General features: G+C 41.3%; 22 protein-coding genes. 11 read left to right on the forward strand and 11 right to left on the reverse strand.

The annotated features are described in order from the left end of the window. Both G5B00_RS04600 and G5B00_RS04605 read left to right on the forward strand, forming a co-directional pair. Positions 1 to 1,374: a Mur ligase family protein gene (locus G5B00_RS04600; RefSeq protein WP_163872079.1), complete on the forward strand. Its 1,374-nt coding sequence runs from the start codon at positions 1 to 3 to the stop codon at positions 1,372 to 1,374. 72 nt (positions 1,375 to 1,446) lie between these two features. After that, a complete protein-coding gene (locus tag G5B00_RS04605) occupies positions 1,447 to 1,782 on the forward strand; it encodes a helix-turn-helix domain-containing protein (RefSeq protein WP_163872080.1) in 336 nt (111 codons plus the stop codon). 348 nt (positions 1,783 to 2,130) lie between these two features. Here the strand turns inward: G5B00_RS04605 and G5B00_RS04610 are convergent, their stop codons facing one another. From G5B00_RS04610 to G5B00_RS04640, 7 genes are all read right to left on the reverse strand, one after another. Beyond that, complete coding sequence (locus tag G5B00_RS04610) at positions 2,131 to 2,289, reverse strand: hypothetical protein (RefSeq protein ID WP_163872081.1); 159 nt, start codon at positions 2,287 to 2,289, stop codon at positions 2,131 to 2,133. Between the two features lie 115 nt (positions 2,290 to 2,404). Further along, positions 2,405 to 2,965 (reverse strand): SMC-Scp complex subunit ScpB, encoded by a 561-nt coding sequence (scpB, locus tag G5B00_RS04615; protein ID WP_163872082.1) that lies wholly within the window; start codon positions 2,963 to 2,965, stop codon positions 2,405 to 2,407. 131 nt (positions 2,966 to 3,096) lie between these two features. Beyond that, positions 3,097 to 4,221, reverse strand: coding sequence for a cyclic dehypoxanthinyl futalosine synthase (mqnC, locus tag G5B00_RS04620; RefSeq protein WP_163872083.1), 1,125 nt, complete (start codon positions 4,219 to 4,221; stop codon positions 3,097 to 3,099). 91 nt (positions 4,222 to 4,312) lie between these two features. Further along, complete coding sequence (locus G5B00_RS04625; protein WP_163872084.1) at positions 4,313 to 5,080, reverse strand: sulfite exporter TauE/SafE family protein; 768 nt, start codon at positions 5,078 to 5,080, stop codon at positions 4,313 to 4,315. A 34-nt stretch (positions 5,081 to 5,114) separates the two neighbouring features. Then, positions 5,115 to 5,543, reverse strand: coding sequence for a c-type cytochrome (locus tag G5B00_RS04630; RefSeq protein WP_163872085.1), 429 nt, complete (start codon positions 5,541 to 5,543; stop codon positions 5,115 to 5,117). Position 5,544: 1 nt separating this feature from the next. After that, entirely contained in the window at positions 5,545 to 6,183 is a 639-nt protein-coding gene (locus G5B00_RS04635) for an SCO family protein (protein WP_163872086.1), read from the reverse strand. A 17-nt stretch (positions 6,184 to 6,200) separates the two neighbouring features. After that, the gene (locus tag G5B00_RS04640) at positions 6,201 to 6,629 is read right to left on the reverse strand and encodes a transposase (protein ID WP_163872087.1); all 429 of its coding nucleotides are present in this window, start codon (positions 6,627 to 6,629) and stop codon (positions 6,201 to 6,203) included. 154 nt (positions 6,630 to 6,783) lie between these two features. Between G5B00_RS04640 and G5B00_RS04645 the strand changes: the two genes are divergently transcribed. Both G5B00_RS04645 and G5B00_RS18270 read left to right on the forward strand, forming a co-directional pair. Further along, the gene (locus tag G5B00_RS04645) at positions 6,784 to 8,004 is read left to right on the forward strand and encodes an MFS transporter (protein ID WP_163872088.1); all 1,221 of its coding nucleotides are present in this window, start codon (positions 6,784 to 6,786) and stop codon (positions 8,002 to 8,004) included. 121 nt (positions 8,005 to 8,125) lie between these two features. After that, positions 8,126 to 8,251, forward strand: a complete 126-nt coding sequence (locus tag G5B00_RS18270) for a hypothetical protein (RefSeq protein WP_255453778.1) — start codon at positions 8,126 to 8,128, stop codon at positions 8,249 to 8,251. Between the two features lie 271 nt (positions 8,252 to 8,522). Here the strand turns inward: G5B00_RS18270 and G5B00_RS04650 are convergent, their stop codons facing one another. Then, positions 8,523 to 9,008 carry a hypothetical protein gene (locus G5B00_RS04650; RefSeq protein ID WP_163872089.1) on the reverse strand — a complete coding sequence of 162 codons (486 nt, stop codon included), beginning with the start codon at positions 9,006 to 9,008 and terminating at the stop codon, positions 8,523 to 8,525. 191 nt (positions 9,009 to 9,199) lie between these two features. Here G5B00_RS04650 and G5B00_RS04655 point away from each other — a divergent pair, with 191 nt between their 5' ends. Beyond that, a complete protein-coding gene (locus tag G5B00_RS04655; RefSeq protein ID WP_163872090.1) occupies positions 9,200 to 9,646 on the forward strand; it encodes a DoxX family protein in 447 nt (148 codons plus the stop codon). A 191-nt stretch (positions 9,647 to 9,837) separates the two neighbouring features. Here G5B00_RS04655 and G5B00_RS04660 read toward each other — a convergent pair whose 3' ends face one another. After that, positions 9,838 to 10,200, reverse strand: a complete 363-nt coding sequence (locus tag G5B00_RS04660; protein WP_163872091.1) for a hypothetical protein — start codon at positions 10,198 to 10,200, stop codon at positions 9,838 to 9,840. A 166-nt stretch (positions 10,201 to 10,366) separates the two neighbouring features. Here G5B00_RS04660 and G5B00_RS04665 point away from each other — a divergent pair, with 166 nt between their 5' ends. Then, positions 10,367 to 10,738: a single-stranded DNA-binding protein gene (locus G5B00_RS04665; protein ID WP_163872092.1), complete on the forward strand. Its 372-nt coding sequence runs from the start codon at positions 10,367 to 10,369 to the stop codon at positions 10,736 to 10,738. Between the two features lie 200 nt (positions 10,739 to 10,938). On the opposite strand, the gene G5B00_RS04670 is transcribed toward G5B00_RS04665, so the two are convergent. After that, positions 10,939 to 12,351 (reverse strand): alkaline phosphatase, encoded by a 1,413-nt coding sequence (locus tag G5B00_RS04670; protein ID WP_205966304.1) that lies wholly within the window; start codon positions 12,349 to 12,351, stop codon positions 10,939 to 10,941. 221 nt (positions 12,352 to 12,572) lie between these two features. Between G5B00_RS04670 and G5B00_RS04675 the strand changes: the two genes are divergently transcribed. Then, positions 12,573 to 12,872, forward strand: a complete 300-nt coding sequence (locus G5B00_RS04675) for a hypothetical protein (protein WP_163872093.1) — start codon at positions 12,573 to 12,575, stop codon at positions 12,870 to 12,872. 8 nt (positions 12,873 to 12,880) lie between these two features. Here G5B00_RS04675 and G5B00_RS04680 read toward each other — a convergent pair whose 3' ends face one another. Next, complete coding sequence (locus tag G5B00_RS04680) at positions 12,881 to 13,423, reverse strand: lipocalin family protein (protein ID WP_240894387.1); 543 nt, start codon at positions 13,421 to 13,423, stop codon at positions 12,881 to 12,883. Between the two features lie 60 nt (positions 13,424 to 13,483). Between G5B00_RS04680 and G5B00_RS04685 the strand changes: the two genes are divergently transcribed. From G5B00_RS04685 to G5B00_RS04700, 4 genes are all read left to right on the forward strand, one after another. Continuing rightward, positions 13,484 to 13,960: a DUF4268 domain-containing protein gene (locus G5B00_RS04685; protein ID WP_317168828.1), complete on the forward strand. Its 477-nt coding sequence runs from the start codon at positions 13,484 to 13,486 to the stop codon at positions 13,958 to 13,960. Between the two features lie 161 nt (positions 13,961 to 14,121). Further along, a complete protein-coding gene (gene guaA / locus G5B00_RS04690; RefSeq protein WP_163872094.1) occupies positions 14,122 to 15,672 on the forward strand; it encodes a glutamine-hydrolyzing GMP synthase in 1,551 nt (516 codons plus the stop codon). A 3-nt stretch (positions 15,673 to 15,675) separates the two neighbouring features. Continuing rightward, entirely contained in the window at positions 15,676 to 16,920 is a 1,245-nt protein-coding gene (locus tag G5B00_RS04695) for an ABC transporter substrate-binding protein (RefSeq protein ID WP_163872095.1), read from the forward strand. Between the two features lie 8 nt (positions 16,921 to 16,928). Next, the gene (locus tag G5B00_RS04700; RefSeq protein WP_163872096.1) at positions 16,929 to 18,095 is read left to right on the forward strand and encodes an RsmB/NOP family class I SAM-dependent RNA methyltransferase; all 1,167 of its coding nucleotides are present in this window, start codon (positions 16,929 to 16,931) and stop codon (positions 18,093 to 18,095) included. Positions 18,096 to 18,159: the final 64 nt, after the last annotated feature.

An 18,159-nucleotide genomic window follows, 5' to 3' on the forward strand; every position in this document is an offset into this window, starting at 1 on the left:
ATGAGAATCCATTTTATTGCAATCGGGGGTAGTGTGATGAGTAACTTGGCCATTAACCTGGCTAAGCTGGGACATCAGGTCACAGGATCGGATGACCAGATCGTCGAACCTTCAAAAACCAAACTGCATGAAGCGGGATTGCTGCCTGCTCGTATAGGTTGGGATACAGACAAGATTTCGAGCGACCTGGATGCCGTTATTCTCGGTAAGCATGCGTCAGCAGACAATCCCGAACTGCTGCGTGCACAGGAGCTGAACGTAAAGATCTATTCCTTTCCGGAGTTTATCTATGAACAGAGTATAGATAAAATAAGGGTCGTTATCGCTGGAACCTACGGCAAGACGACGATCATCAGTATGATCATGCATGTGCTCAAAAAGCTGGGAAGAGATTTTGATTATCTGATCGGATCCAAATTGGAGGGGTTCGATTCGTTGATCAGATTGACTTCTACGGCTCCCATCATGTTGATAGAGGGGGATGAATTTTACGCATCTTCTATCGATGACCATGCAAAATTCCATTATTATCAACCTAATATTGCTTTGATAAGCAATATACAATGGGATAATTTTAAGATGGTTATTTCGGAAGAGGAATACAATAGACAATTCGAACGTTTTATCGATACAATCGTTCCTAAGGGAACATTGATCTACAATAAAGACGACCAGAATGTGGTCAATATCGTGGAGCAGACCAGGGATTGTAAAATCAATAGACATGGTTACAAATTGTCCCAATATACGATAAACAAAGGGGTGACCTATATCCACGTGGGAGATAGAGAGGTTCCATTGCGTATCATTGGCAAGCAAAACCTGTCCAATATTGCAGGGGCATATACTGTGTGTGAATGGCTTGGGATCAAAAGGGATGAATTTTATGAAGCAGTCAGTGATTTCAGGAGTTCTATACGCTATTTGGAATTTGTGGCCAGTGCTAATGGAAGTGTGGTATACCAGGATTTTGCACATACCCCATCCAAATTGCGAACCAGTATTCATGCCGTCAAAGAACAGTTTCCAACAGCAAAATTACTGACTATTATTGAACTGAATCCATACGAGGTTGTGCAGGATGAATTTATGGTTCCATATAAGGATAGTATGCAGGAATCAGACTGGGCAGTGGTGTTTATTAATAGGAAAAGTATAAAGGAGAAAAATATTCTATTGGATAATGTCATTGACCAGGTTAAAAGCATCTTTAATCATAGCAATTTTCTGGTATTGACAGAGATAGAGGATCTGTATAGGTTTTTGGAAAATTTTGATAGTGAGCACTTTAATATGTTATTTATGAGCTCTCATCATTATAGTGAATTGAATATGCTCACGTTTGCAGACAAATTTTTGAAAGAATACGTGTAAAAAATTGCTTAAAAATTTGTTGAAAGACTTTTTTTATTTTACTTTTGAGGTAAATAAATATTCATTTACCTTATGAACCCACTAGGAAAAAAGATTAGATTATTGAGGCACCAAAGAGGGTGGAGCCAAGAAGATGTAGCGAAGCGATTGGACATATCCATTCCGGCGTTTTCAAAAATTGAAACAGGTATTACTGATGTCAATCTTTCAAGGTTGAACCAGATTTCGAAGCTTTTCGGTCTAACATTAGTACAGCTAATGGCTACTACCGATAGTGAAGAGGAAAAGGCAAAAGCAGATGAAGTGGCGGAGTTGACAAAAAAACTTCAGGCTCGAGAAGTAGAAGTGATTGAACTGCAGAAAAAAGTAATCGATCTGTACGAAAAACTGCACAATAGTCAACAATAGTTGCCAATGAAAAAAGGAGCATGATAAAGATGCTCCTTTTTTTGTGATAGTTTTTTCATCAACGAAAAGTTTTTTAATAAGCTTACGACCAGTCCTTTATGATTATATAAGTAAAGGATGAGATCAATATTCCTGGGCAAGTTCTTCTGCTTTTGTCAATGTTGACAAAGAGGATGATCTCAGATCAAAAACCGACCTTACGACAATGTACCTCGCAATGTCGACAATGCTCAGACGAGCATCGGCAATAATACAAAACACAATAAAGGCAGAATTCAAGATTCTGCCTTTATCATGATTTTTTAAACCAATGCTCTTCGTCCTTTTGGAAGGATTGTGATTTGGAGACTAAAAGTCGTCATCATCGAAATCATCAAAATCCTCAATAGAATCAATTTCCAGATCGAAATCATCCTCATCAAAATCATCATCTGCATCATCTTCTGGCCCGTTAAAATTGATTAACTTCTCATCAATTTCCAACTTTTCGTCTGTGGCGTTCATCATAATTTCTTTTTCTTGCTATTGTTAATCCAAGGGTAAAATTAGATAAGAAAATCAATACTAAAAATTTTTTTTCAAAATTATTTTGCTGTTAACCAGTGTGTTGTAGTTTTGAATTTTATTCTACATTTTCCCCTATGGTATTTTCCTCATTGATGATGTCTTTGAGCTGCGGTAAGTCTTTGACACTATTGATGCCAAAGTGGTTCATGAATTGCTCACTGGTGGCGTATAATAATGGCTTGCCAATCGTATCTGCCTTTCCGACGATCTTGATGAGATCCTTTTCCAAAAGGCGCTGGATGGAATAGTCACAGTTGACCCCCCGTATCTGCTCAACCTCCAGTTTGGTGATGGGTTGGCGATAAGCGATGATCGACAGCGTTTCGAGACCCGCCTGGCTCAGTTTTTTTTTGTCTCGGTGTGCCTGCAATTGGTTGATAGCATCGTGGTATATTTCCTTGGTCAAAAACTGATACTTATTGTTGTACTGTACCAAAGAGAAGACCATGTCCTCCTGCTCGTATTTGGTTTTGATTTTGTGTATAAATGACAGCACTTCTTCTTTGTTGATGTCGATCAATAAGGCATCTTGAAGAATCTGCTTGATTTCCAATGCAGAGATACCTTCTTCGGAGGCAAAGATCAAGGCTTCTATATTTAATAGGATATCTTTCATTATGTTAGTATTCAGTAGAGCGTATTGAGTATTGCGTATTGTTTAGTTAATAAGTTATCAGTTACCGGTATTGCTTTGTAACTCATAACTTACGTAACCCGTAACTACTCTCAATTTTTTACTTTTTAATTTTAATAATCAATGACCTGTTCAACTATACTTTCTGGTATCTCCCTAAACTGATAGGTCTGCGTACGAAGTTGCGATTCAAATCCGGCTTCGCTTATGGCCTGTTGAATGGATTTTGAAGTAAAACGATGGGGAGCTCCTGCCGCCGAAACGACATTTTCCTCAATCATGATAGAGCCGAAATCATTGGCTCCGCTGTGTAGGCAGAGTTGTGCGACGGGTTTTCCTACAGTCAGCCAGGAGGCTTGTATGTTTTTGATATTGGGCAACATGATCCTGCTCAAAGCGATCATACGGATATATTCGTCACCTGTCACATTGTTGGAAATACCACGAAGACGTTTCAATAGCGTACCATCGTCTTGGAAAGGCCAGGGTATAAAGGCTATGAAACCATGATTATCCGCAGGCTTTTCGCTTTGAACCTGTCTTATCCATTCCAAATGCTCGAATCGTTCTTCTATTGTTTCGATATGTCCAAACATCATGGTGGCCGAAGTAGGTAGGTTGATCTTGTGTGCTGCGCGCATGACATCCAACCACTCCTGGCCTCCACATTTCCCTTTGGAGATCAGTCTACGTACACGGTCATTGAGTATCTCTGCCCCGGCTCCTGGCAGAGAATCCAGGCCGGCTTCTTTCAGGGTACTAAGGACTTCCAAATGGCTCATGCCTTCCAGTTTGGCCACATGGGCAATTTCGGGAGGGCCCAAAGCATGGAGCTTGAGCGTGGGATACAACTCTTTGAGCTGTCTGAAAAGGGTAGCATAAAACTCGATCCCTAAATCGGGATGGTGGCCGCCTTGCAACAAGAGTTGGTCGCCTCCGTATTTAAAGGTTTCTTCTATTTTTTGTTTATAGGTCTCTATATCTGTGATATAACTATCTTCATGGCCCGGTCTTCGGAAGAAGTTGCAAAACTTGCAATTGGCGATACAGACGTTTGTCGTATTGACATTTCGGTCTATCTGCCAAGTGACTTTTCCGTGGGGAACCTGGATCTTGCGAAGTTCATTGGCTACATAAGCCAAATCTGCCGTCGCAGCATGTCGATATAAGAAAATGCCTTCCTCCTTTGACAAAAAGTCAAAATTCAATGCCCGTTCCAATAAAGAGTTTATATCCATTACTACAAAGGTAAGTAGTTTTTTTGATTTATTCCTTGTCAGGAAGATGCTAAGGCACCAAGTTTTCTTCTTTGTGACTTTGTGTCTTCTTTTAAAAAAAGAACATCAGCACCGAAGATATAATGACCAGGATTTGGATGATGCGTTTGAAGCGTCGTTCGGGAAGTTTCTTTAACAGTTTAATTCCTGTTATCCCACCGAGGATAATAAAGGGAATAGCCATCAGATTCAACAGTAGGCCAGCCCAGGTCACATTGTGCCATACGAATATCTGTAGGGGTATCTTCACATAGTTCAATATCATGATGAACCATGCTCCTGTCGCAACAAAAGTAAATTTGTCCATTTTTCTGGACAAGAGGTAGACCGAGAGAGCCGGGCCGGCGGCATTGCCGATCATTGTCGAGAAGCCCATGATAAAGCCGAAAACAGGAGAGTACCATTTTCCGTTCGATAGGGTCTCTTTTTGGCTTTCATGGACGTGTTCTGTCCAAAACATAATTCCTACACCAAACAATATACAGGAAGCCATAACGATTTTGAAGGTCTTGTCATCTATGTATTTTCCGATAATGATTGCAAATACGAGACCGAACAGTGCCATGGGCAATAGTTTGAGCACTTCACTCCAAATCAATTGCTTGCGGTAATAGATGACGCTCATCAGATCGGACATGGCGAGCAGGATAAGAACTATGCCTGTCGATTCCTTGGCTCCGAACAGAAAGGCAAAGATAGGTACAGCTATACTGCCTATATTCTGTATGCCTGTTTTTGCCAATCCCATCAAAAAGGCACAGAAAAAATAAAGTATCCATGCGATAGGGGAGTGTAGCAATTGTAAGGCTTCGTTTAACATGCTAATAGGTGATGTTGTGTCGTTAGATAGTATGCTAAGGACGGCATTCGGCTAAAGCGCTTTTTACTTCTTCATGGGTATATGTGCTGTCGATACCCCCAAATGTGGTCGTGATGTAAGTCAATACATAGGCAATATCCAAATCTGTGAGTACAGTATTTGCGGGCATGGGTTGGTCGTATTTTTGCCCGGAGACCTCTATCTCTTCTTGAAGGCCATGGCGTACGATGCAAGCTAATTTTTTTCTGTTTTCGGCAAAGAATTTTTGGTCTGTCAATGGAGGGTACAGTGTGCCCAAACCTTCTCCTTTGCCGCCATGACAGTTTTCGCAATGGGTTTTATAGATTTTTTGCCCATTGACGGCATATTGAGCTGTCTGTATACTGACGTTGGACTGGCAGGAAGATAGATAGGCCAAGAAGGTGACCAACACCAAGATGACGAAAAGAGCAAAGTGTTTCATTTTACTTGTACTCTTGCAGTAATATTTCAATATCCCCTAACAATTGCTGTATATGCTCTTTATTGGTTCCGTCGTATGTTCCCCGAATGTGCTTGTCGTGATCTATCAACACCAGAAAACTCGCATGGTCGTATCCGCCGGGTACATTGGCATCTTCACTGGTAAAGACCAGGTATCTGTCAGACATGCCGTAGATATCGGCTTTGCTTCCTGTCACGAATTGCCATTGGTCATTGTCCACACCTAGATTGGTCGCATATTTTTTCAACACGGATGGTTGATCGTACTTGAAGTCGATGCTATGCGAAAGGAAGGCGATCCGATCATCGTTTTTGTATTTTTTGTAGACTTCCAACAGGTTGCGTTGCATGGTCGGGCAGATACTGGGACAATGCGTGAAAAAGAAGTTGGTCACGTAAATCTTATTGTCAAAGAATCGATCCGTGACCAATGTACTGTCCTGGTTCAAGAACTGAAAAGGCGGTATAGTAGGGTAAATTGTATCTGCTATAGTTTTTCCATCTACAACTTTCTCTACAATGTCAGGCTCTCCAATAAAGGGTAGCCTTTCCTGTCCGGATTGACAGGCAGACAGTAATAGCCCCAGGATAAATAGGGTCGTAAGCTTGTTTTTTAGCATGGTGTTTTAATTTTCTATCAGAACGAGGATAGTTTTTTGTTGCTTTCTTCGGCCACTTTGTCAAACTGTTTTTTCATGGCTTTGACCTTTTCGACTTCGGACTTTTGGTATTCGATGTCCTCATTGTCTGCTTCGTATTCACGCATCCAGGTCATCATATTTTCCGTAGCGTCTTCTAGATTGGTCTTTAGCGTCTGTAGTTCGGTTTTCAGTACGGCCGTGTCGATATCGCTGTGTGTATTGGCGATACCGGATAGATTGTTGAGTATAGAATCTATCTTTATGGTCGTACGGTCAAATACTTTGATCTGCGGCATGATTTCATCATGTACAGCTATGGCTTCTTGGGCCAGTTGCTGGCCTTTGACAGCTTCTTTTGTGGTCGGGGATTGACAGGCAACAGCTATGAAAACAGATAGGGTTGCTACGAAGGATAATTTTTTCATTGTTTTTATTTTTTTTGAGGTGTTAATGAATCTCCTCTTTTTTGATTTCCTGTACGAAAATACGGATTTTTCAAAAATTAAATATGGAAAGAATTGTCACTATGTTGTATAAATTGAAAAACTATACTAAATTGACCTGCTTTTAATCTAAACCATGGTAAGAAAACAGTCTGACAAGGTATGGCTATTGGTTTTTGTAGCCTCTTTGGGATATTTTGTGGATATCTATGATCTGATCATCTTTTCGATCGTACGTGTGCAGTCTTTTAGGGATATTGGCGTGCCGGAGGAGCTGATGCGAACGAGAGGGGAGTATGTGCTGAATATGCAGATGGGCGGTTTGTTGATCGGAGGGGTAGTATGGGGTGTTATTGCGGATAAGTTTGGCCGATTGAGAGTATTGTTTGGCTCTATTTTGCTGTATTCTCTAGCTAATATCTATAATGGTTTTGTACAGGATGTGACAACTTATGGGGTCGTCCGTTTTATAGCGGGTATAGGTCTCGCCGGTGAATTGGGTGCGGGGATCACCTTGGTCAGCGAGACTATGGGCAGGGGAAAGCGTGGCTACGGAACGATGATCGTGGCGGGTGTAGGGGTGTTAGGGGCCATTCTGGCCTACTATATCTCCGAATGGTTTGATTGGCGGACAGCTTATTTTGTAGGAGGGGGTATGGGCTTGCTGTTATTGCTGTTGCGGATAGGTACATTTGAATCTGGCCTGTTTCACAAAGCGACGGAACAGCAGGTGGCCAAGGGTAGTCTGGCTATGCTTTTTTCAGATCGAAAGCGGGTATTACGGTATGTCTACTGTTTATGTATCGGCCTACCCATTTGGTTTGTGGTAGGAGTATTGGTCACGCAGGCTCCGGAAATAGGCAAGGCCTTGGGAGCGGAGACTGTGCTCAGTGCAGGCAAGGGAGTTATGTTTACCTATTTGGGGATTTCGTTGGGTGATTTCTTTGCAGGTTTGTTGGCACAATGGCTTAAGTCCAGGAAAAAGGTTGTGTTCTTGTGTCAAGTGATGATCATTGTCTCGTCGGTGTGGTATCTGACAAGTCAAGGGATAACCGAGGCTCAATTCAATTGGTTGGCCTTTTTTATGGGATTTGGGGTGGGGTATTGGGCTACTTTCGTAACCATTGCGGCAGAGCAGTTCGGTACCAATTTGCGTGCGACGGTGGCGACTACTGCCCCTAACTTTGTCCGAGGTGCATTGATCCCATCGACCTTGCTCTACGGGTATTTTGTACAGCAGTGGGGAATCATTGCGGCAGCTATGGTGACGTTGCTTTTGTTGACGGCAATAGCTGTTTTTGCATTGACACAACTTGAAGAAAGTTTTGATAAAGACTTGAATTATTTGGAAGAATAAAATTAGACTGTGAAATTAGCATGAATTTTGCGTCGTTATAAATAAAGTGACGAAGGTGATGGTGGTTACGATGGTTAACTCACATAACTTTAAAAAGAAAAGGAGGTGCTTTACTATGGATATGAACAAATATAAAAGAGACTATAAGTATAGGAGTACGGAGGGTGCTGAAAGTGGAAAATGGCTGAAATGGCTGATTATTCTATTGGGGATAGCCGTTGCACTGTTAGCTTATTTTTTGAAATAAAATTTAAGGCGAATCGGAGAGAAACGCCTTAAAATCACACTAACTATTAATATAAAAAAGACCTATGGAACTAGGTGCTTTATCGATTCTAAGGTAAATATTAATTTTGATATTTCAAAAAAATATTTGAAAATTAATAAAGCGAGAAATTTTTCCCGATATCCAAATGGTTTTGTATGTGCTTTGTCCGGATAGATCTTCTATGATATACCAAAGCCCACCCCTTAATCGAGGGATAGGCTTGGCACAAACATGTAAAACTACACTAACACTAACTATTGGAATTTTCTGTATCTGTGGATTTATCTTTTAAGTGCTTTCGTATTGGACGTTCCCCATTCTTTTTCCCCTTAAATTTATGCTCTTTGTTTTGCATTCTTTTTTCTGATTTTTCAGCTAGAATTTTTTGCTGCTCAGGAGTCAAAAGATTTTTGAAACGTTCGCGATCAGCCTTCATTTGGTTGCGTAAGGCTTCTCGGCCCTTTTTTTGGATCTCAGCTCTTTCCTTGAACTTATTGGCTTGATCTAGGTTATAAGCATATACTTCCTTACGCTGAGCATCAGAGAATTTCAATTCCTTGTCCAAGCGTTCGGTCCGGATTTTGGCAATTTCTTCGGGTGATTTTTTCTCAAAGTGAGTTTGTGCTGCTCTGTTGCGGTGTTTTCCGTCTCTCTTTTGGATGGAAGTACTGTCTTGGGCAGAAGCGAGGAAACCTAGTCCTGCAAATAATACTGCGAATGATAATATCTTTTTCATGTGATCTCGTTTTTTTAGTTGATGAACAATTAATTATGTAATAAACAGCCTGTTTATCTTTATAGATGTAGAAGCAATGGAAACGTTTAATGTTGCGATGTTAAAATTTGTTAAAGGATTATAGTGTACGATAAAACAAAATCTGAAAAAATACGTTTATAATATATCCAATTATAAAAAAGGAGGTTGTTATGAACCTTGTAAAACGTATCGAACATTGGGGAGACACACATCACAGTCATTGGCTCTCGATTGTACGGATTGCATTGGGTATATTACTCTTTGCACGAGGAATTAGTTTTGTGATGGACAACCAGACTGTTGCCCGTCTTATTGAGTCTACCGGTTTTGGGCTATCTTTGGTTTCGGCAGTACACTATGTCGTGTTTGCACATGTGGTAGGCGGCTTGTTTATTTTGTTGGGATTCCAGACCAGACTGGCGGCAATCATACAATTGCCCATACTTTTTGTAGCTGTATTTTTTGTCAATATCACTAAAGGGTTCAGCTACCTTAATTCAGAGCTTTGGTTGTCTATTCTGGTGCTGTTTCTGCTGATCTTGTTTTCTGTAGTGGGATCGGGCACGTACTCACTGGATAATATGATGAACAAGCCTGGATATAGAAGGCGTATTTAAATTTGGTGCGGAGGCTGTCTAAAAAAGGTCTGGCAATTCATATAATCGTCATTTCTAACGAAGAGAGAAATCTATGGGTGAATTAAAATTAACTAATTTTCAACAAGTTGAAAAACTGCTTAACCATAGATTTCTCCTCGTACCTCGTCGAAATGACGGTATGATTGGTTTTTAAGACAGCCCCTTTTGCTTTATTTTTCCAATTTATTTTTGACGATCAGGTATTGATTCGATTCCAAAGGCAAATAACCATATTCGTAAATGAATAGATAAGTTTGTCCTTTGCTCGTATGGAGGTGGTGTGTGTGATACTCAAAATTGAAGCCTTTTTTTCTAAGCGCCTCTCCCTGTATCTTCGTCATTTTTTCATTGCCCAGAACCTCTTCGAGAATGCGACTATTTTTTCTCAGCGCATTGTTGATCTTACGGGTCAAGTTATTGTGATCACTGTTCCGGCGGTTGTTGTAGGCATTTCTACAGGCATCGTCACAAAAACGCTTATCCGAGCGTCCTTTGATGGGATTTTCGCATTCTAAACAAACTTTATCTTCCATAACTATCCGATTGTAAACGTTTACAAATGGTTATAGTCGACTACAAATGTTTAATAACCGACTAAACTTTTGAAGTGTGTGCAACTTTGTTTCAGCAAATAGCTCTAGGGCTTTTGTTGTTTAGGTTAAATTAACAAAATTTTTTAAATTATTAAATTTTTCAGACATGAATGCTTTAATTAATCAAGTTCAATTAATTGGACGCTTAGGTGCCGATGCGGAAATCAAAACAACAGCTCAAGGAACAAAATTGTCGACTTTGCGTCTTGCGACAAATGAGAAGACCAAACGCAGTAATGGCGAATGGAAGGAAACTACCCAATGGCATCAGTGCGTTGTATGGGGTTCACTGAACAACGTCGTAGAGAAATTTGGCAAAAAAGGAAATCAACTGATGGTTTGTGGCTCCTTGAATTATCGGATCTATACCGATTCGGAGGGGATCAAGCGGACCATCCCCGAAATAAAGGTAAATGAGATCCTCGTGTTGAAAAACCATTATGCCGAAAGCGCTTCTTCTGTAGTGGAGAGTGCATAAGAGGTGCCGTTGTATCTTCTGTATGATTTTGGACATAATTAGAAGATTCATTAGAACATTGAATCAAGAGAGCCGACTAAAGGATTGTCTTACTCATGTTCGTTGCCCTAAAAGTGTGCAGATACTATGCGCATAATCAAAAAAGCCCTTCCTTGATATTGAAATCAAGGAAGGGCTTTTCTGTATTGCTTGTCACAATGTTACAGGCTCAGTCCTGCAGCTTCGGCTATTTTCTTGGGAATATCCGTGTTTTCCATTTTATGACTGAATCTTTCTGCTCCCGAGCCAATAGCAAAAACGGGAACTGCAGCTGCAGAATGACCCTTAGTACCCCATGTCAATGATGCCAGGCGATTGAGCAGTGCTATGCTCTGGGATGCAATCTTGTCGTCGTTGGCATAAAGTGTTTTCTGCGTTAACTTTTCCTTGTTTACGAAATTGGCCAGATAAGTTTCGTATATAGGTTTAGCATCTTTCTCGGATACTTTGATGTCTTTCCAGAGACCGAGGTTGTCCGCTAGTAAATTTTTAACTTCCTCCCAGGTAGCATCGGGTTTAGATTCCCGTAGATTGGCTATCAATGTAGACAGTTCAGCTTGGGACATCTTTTGGTTTTGCAGGATTTTTGTGTTCAACTTCGAACCTTTGTTGCCGATGGTCAACCCACCTGTTTCGTGGTCGGCTGTAATGACGATCAGGGTTTCGTCAGGGTGTTGTTTATAGAATTCGTAAGCTACTCTGACAGATTCGTTAAAGTCCAATACTTCGTGTAAGGTTGTAGCGGCATCGTTTGCATGGCTGCACCAGTCTATCTTTCCTCCCTCAACCATTAAGAAAAATCCATTTTTATTGTTTGCGGAAAGAGATTCTATAGCAGCAGAAGTGATGTCTGCTAGCTTCATTTCATTATCCTTACGGTCGATGGCAAAGGGGAGAGATTGTGATGCAGAACCGTCTACATTGGTCAATACCAGTTTTCGACTTTTATCGTTTTGTTTTTTGAATTCGTCATATCCTTTTACGATTTTGTATCCGGCCTGCTCCAATTGTGGGTATATGGATGGTGCGTCTTTCTTATCAAAAGTTGTGTTGGGTTTTAGAAAACCCGATCCGGCAAAAAAATCGAAGTTGGATTTGATAAGGTCTTGCACTATTTCGTAATACATGCTTCTGGAGGCCTGTCTTGCATAAAAAGAGGCGGGTGTAGCGTGGTCTATGCTTACACTGGTCGTGATACCTACCTTCATGCCTTTTTCTTTTGCCGAATAAGCAATACTTTTATAAGGTACAGTTGCCGTACTATCCATACCTATAACACCGTTTTTGGTTTTTTTACCTACGGCCAGAGCAGTTCCACCTGCGGCTGAATCTGTAATACCATGTGATAAGGAATACGTGGTGGCAAACGAAGAATAGGGGAATTGGGAAAAGACCAACGGTACTATCCCGTTTTGTCCTTGAAGATGGGCTTGGTACACTTCGGCCAGATTGACGTGGTTGAGTCCCATTCCGTCACCGATCATGTAAAAGATATATTTGGCTTGTTGGCTGAAAGCAAAGGAAGCTTGTGCAACAAGAAAAATAAAAAGGAAACTAATTTTTCTTATCATCATTATGTTTAATTGTATTTAGTATTAAATCGATCAAATATACACCATTCGTATGAACTAAATATTAAAAAGGCATTAGAAAATACTAAACAGTGTTGTCACTTTTTTGTTGTTGGAAGTCTCTAGGCGGGTTTGATAAGGGGGGAGATGGATGGGGGGCTAAATTGTTATACACTGGATATTTGTACTTTTGTTTTTCTATTTGTGTGTATCGGTAAATATTTATGTTTGATAAGACAGTTTTAAAAAGAGATTTTGACAAATATGTGCTTGATTTTTATCAGGTGCACAAACGTTTTACGTTTGAGGAGTTTGGTGATTTTGCGACGACTTTGTTGAATTATTATGTCAATGCGCAGATCATCGATCCGCAAGACAAAATGGAAGCTGCTTATTATTTGACCACTTTGTACAATAGGGGGATAGGCAACAGAATAACCGAGCAGGATATGTCAACAATCGCTCGTGTCATTGCCCAAGACCACTCGTTGGATATGCGGATACTAGGTAAGATCTTAGGTTGATAGTTCTTCTAAATATCTTCCTGTATAGTCCATACAAGATCTTGTGTGTGATAGCCTGATTTTTCGGCATAATCCATATACATCTTTTTTATTTCATAGGGGATGCTTTTTTGACGGGACAGTATCCACATGTAATCGAGATTTTCCCCAAAGACAAGTGCATATTGATAGTCCTCACCCACATGCATGATGTTGTATCCGGCGTAGAATGGTCCAAAAAAAGAGACTTTCAAAGCTCCGATATTGGGTTCTGCTATCATTTTGGCTTTGCCTATACTTTGTTTGGGTTTATTGTTCTTTATTTTCACGCCTTGATTATTTACCCTGATTGTACCATCTTCGTTCTTTGTGTATTCAGCGGTTACATTCTTTAGTCCTTTTTCCCAAAAAAAGTCCATACGGGCGATTTCGTACCATTTGCCGAGATACTTTTCCAGATCGAAGTCCTGTATCACAGGTAGATCTGATTTTACAGGTTTCCAAATGTTGTAGATGACTGCCCCGGCAGCAGTAGCCGTCAAAAGTAGTAAGGATTTTTTCTTGTCCATCATTATACGCTTTACATTTTAACAGAATATATCCATAAAAGTTTAGCCAAAGTATATAGTTTTGTGAAAAAAGTAGGTTTGTACACAAAAGAAGAAGCCAAACGGCTGAAAGAAAAATTTTGGACGACATTCGGGCAGTATATGTCTGTAGTTCCTTCGGCAGACGGGGAAAAGGTCAATTGGGTAAACTATAAAACAGGGGTCAAATATCTTTTCTTTCGAATGGATGCGGATAATAAAACCGCCCGGATTTCTATTGAAATTGCTCACCCTGACGATGGGATCCGCCATTTGATGTATGAACAGTTTCTTGAACTGCGAATCGTATTCGAAAGTTTTTCAGATGCGGAATGGCTCTGGTATGAGGATCATTCCGATGACTATGACAAGGTGACGTCCCGAATTGTCTCACAGATTGAAAAAGTCAGTATTTTCAATACGGGTGATTGGCCGGATCTGATCTCGTTTTTTAAGTCAAGGATTGTTGAGCTGGATGGTTTCTGGTCTATGGCCAGATATTCTTTTGATATTTTTAAATAAAATAGAAGTTTTTAGTACCAGACCTGCACAAAGCATGAAAAAATGCACAACATTTTGTTTCTTCCTGGCAAAATAAAAGTAGAGCCGCTTAGACTAAAAAAACTTAGTCCCTTAGCAAATTAACATTGCCGAATTCCGCGATGAATATGTAACTTTGCGGCATGTCTGAAAAAATACTCATTCTTGATTTTGGTTCACAATATACGCAGTTGATCGCAAGACGTGTCCGTGAACTCAATGTGTACTGTGAAATTCATCCATTTAACAAAGTTCCTGATTTAGACGATAGTGTCAAGGGAGTCATTTTTTCCGGAAGCCCTTATTCGGTGAGACAAGTTGATGCACCTCAGATAGACTATGCGGCTTTTCAAGATAAATGTCCATTGCTTGCTGTATGCTACGGTGCTCAGTATCTTGCACAGCATAATGGAGGTGAGGTGTTACCGTCCGAGATACGGGAGTACGGTCGTGCTAATCTACAGTTTGTAGACCAGGAAAACCCTTTGTTGAAAGGTGTACCTGTACAGTCACAGGTGTGGATGTCTCATGGGGATACGATCAAGGAAGTACCTTCAGATTTTAGGATTATTGCCAGTACGGACAAGGTTCGGGTCGCTGCCTATCAAGTCGGCCATTCAAATACCTTCGGTATACAATTCCATCCCGAAGTAACACACAGTACGGATGGGCAGATTTTGCTCAAAAACTTTGTCGTGGATATCTGTGGCTGTAGCCAAGATTGGACCTCCGAATCTTTTGTGGAATCTACCGTAGCGTCACTTCAAGAAGAGTTGGGCAACGATCATGTTATCATGGCCTTATCAGGCGGTGTTGATTCTACCGTAGCGGCTGTGTTGTTGCATCATGCCATAGGTAAGAACTTGCATTGCTTCTTTGTCGATCACGGCTTGCTGCGCAAGAATGAGTACGAGCAGGTATTGGAATCGTACAAACATATGGGGCTCAACATTAAGGGAGTCAATGCGAAAGATCTCTTTTTTGAGAAATTAAAAGGCGTGACAGAGCCCGAGCAAAAGCGTAAAATTATCGGTGCCGCATTTATCGATGTGTTCGACCAAGCGTCGAAAGATATCCAACAAGAATTGCCGGCAGGAGCTGAAGCCAAATGGTTGGGGCAGGGTACGATCTATCCGGACATCATTGAGTCGGTATCGGTCAAAGGACCTTCGGCTACCATCAAATCACACCATAATGTAGGTGGACTGCCAGACTATATGAAACTCAAGGTCATCGAACCGTTGAAAACCTTGTTCAAGGATGAAGTGCGACGTGTAGGCAAGACTTTGGAGATCGATCCGAACATTCTAAATAGACATCCATTTCCAGGTCCAGGATTGGGAATCCGTATTTTGGGTGATATCAACGAAGAAAAGGTACGGATTTTGCAGGAAGCTGATGATATCTATATCCGAAATCTGAAGGAATCCGGATGGTACGACAAGATATGGCAGGCCGGCACGATCTTTTTGCCGATACAGTCTGTGGGTGTGATGGGTGATGAGCGGACCTACGAACATGTAGTGGCATTGAGAGCTGTAGGCTCATTGGATGGTATGACAGCAGATTGGATACATTTACCTTACGAGCTGCTGGCCAAGATTTCCAATGAAATCATTAATCATGTAAAAGGTATTAACAGGGTCGTTTATGACATCAGTTCAAAACCGCCCGCAACTATTGAATGGGAGTAAACAATGAAATATATTTCAGTTCTGTACGGCATAATTTTGTTTCTTGGAGTAGCGGCATGTACCCCAAAGGTGGGTGTATTGCGTTCTCCTGATTATAAAGGCAATGTAGGCAGCGGAACTGATACTAAGAAGTCGGACGCTGCTTCGGACAAAGAGACGAAGGATGTGGCCGGAAAAAAACATTTGGCTGGTTCCAACATCGCTTTAGTACTGCCCTTTCAGCTGAATCAGATATCCACATCGTCTATTTTGGAGAAGGATGTCAAGCGTTCGGCCTTGGCATTGGATTTTTATCAAGGCTTTCAGCTGGGTTTGGAAGACTTGGCCCGTAAAGGGAAAAATTTTTATTTGGATGTACTGGATTCGAGAGATGATGATTTCCAAAATGCCACACTGGCCAAGTCGGAGACTGTCTCTGAAGCAGCTGTAGTCGTAGGGCCTGTGTACCCCAAGGAGATCAAATCTTTTGGCACCAATCTATCCAACAAGGATGTCTTGCAGATCAATCCCTTGGCAGCGAGTATGCCTACGGAGTTCAATCTTCCCAATCTGGTATCGCTGAGACCACCGATCAAAGCACATACCCAAGCGATAGCCCGTGAGGTGGCCAATGGATTTTCAGGCGGGGACGTCATTATTATCTACAATACAGCAGACAATGACGGACGACAGTTTCTCAACGGTATGTTGGCGGCGATCAGGCAGGTCAAGGCCAATGTGAATGTTGTGTCCGTATCCAGCATCACGCAGCTCAATGAAAAACTGTCCAATACCGGATTTACCCATGTTATTGCCGGCACGACGGACAAGCTGCAGATCCGGACGCTCATCAATAACCTAAGCAGTAAAGCCAAAGAAGGGATTTATAATTTTCAATTGTATGGGCATCCGCTTTGGGATCGCTTTGATTGGAGCATTTATCCGGAATTTGCGGATCTGAAACCCAGGATACCTTCGGAGAGTGTTTTGAAAGAGTGGACTGCTCCGGCAAAGAAATTCAAAGAGGCCTACAGCATGAAATATGGTGTACAACCTTCAGACCATTCTTTCAGAGGGTATGACTGTGCGTTATATTTTGGTTCTTTGTTGGCTAAATATGACAAGGCACAGCTCAAAGATAACCTGGAGAAAGAAGAGTACGAAGGTTTATATAGCCGTTATAAATTTTCGCACAACAATACGTGGGGGTATGTCAATGAGGCTGTTGCTGTCCGGATATACCGAAACGGAAGCTTTCAGTTACAATAGTATTGTACATGGAATTGAACGAAAAACGTGTACAGCAGCAGATCCGTAACTTTGAAAAGGCCATCAGTGCGTACACTGGGCAGGAACCTTTGGCACGTTTTTTAACCCGATATTATAAGGAAAATAAGCAAATGGGATCATCTGACCGACGGATGACCTCTCGTCTATGCTACAATTATTTTCGGATCGGTGACTGGAAAAAAGGTGCCTCTCCATTGGATAGGGTCGTTCATGCAGAATACTTATGCGAACAGGAGTCGTCCATGGTTCAATTATTGGCTCCCGAACTCCATGCCACGATAAAAAGACCCTTACCAGAAAAAATTGCTCTTATTCATGCTGATATGCATGTGTTTTTTCCTTTGGTCAACGAGATTTCTGATGTCATCGACAAGCAGGAATTTCTAGTAAGCCAACTCATTCAACCCGATTTGTTTGTTCGTCTAAAACGAGGAAATGAACGAGCCGTCCTTTCTGAGCTGGAATACAGACAAATCCCTTTCAAACAATTATCTGAGCAAGCGGTCGCACTACCCAATGGAACAAAACTCCAGGAAATGACAAAAGTGGCCGGATTGTATGAAATACAAGACCTCTCTTCCCAACGAACATTGGATGATATAGAAGCTCTGAAAGGGGAGAAGTGGTGGGATGCCTGTGCAGCTTCGGGAGGCAAAGCTCTGCTGTTTTTGGATAAATATCCTCACATAGATCTGTTGGTATCGGATATTCGCCTGTCCATCTTAAGAAATCTGGACGAACGTTTTGAAAAGGCACGCATAACTGTTCCGTATCGCAAAAAGATCATTGATCTCACACAGGACGTACATTACATATTGCAGGGAGAATTATTTGATGGTATCATTTTAGATGCGCCCTGCTCCGGATCCGGTACTTGGGGACGTACCCCGGAGATGAAAGCACAGTTTTCCGAAGAAAAGCTTCGGAAGTTTTCCACATTGCAGCGTACGATTGCCTCCAATGTCGTTCAGGCGCTAAAGCCTGGCAAATCGTTGACTTATATCACATGCTCTGTCTATAAATCAGAAAATGAGGATGTGGTCGATTATCTGGTCTCTGACCATGGGATGGCCGTGGACAAGATGCATGTCCTCCATGGCTATCGTGAGAAAGCCGATACCATGTTTGTAGCGAGATTGGTTAAACGTCAATAGTGGTGGGCTAAAAAAAACTAAATTCAACTCGTCATCCTGAGCGAAGTCGAAGGATCTCATTATA

Origin of the sequence: Parapedobacter sp. SGR-10 (genome assembly GCF_011030405.1) — a bacterium.
Taxonomy (GTDB): Bacteria; Bacteroidota; Bacteroidia; order Sphingobacteriales; family Sphingobacteriaceae; genus Sphingobacterium.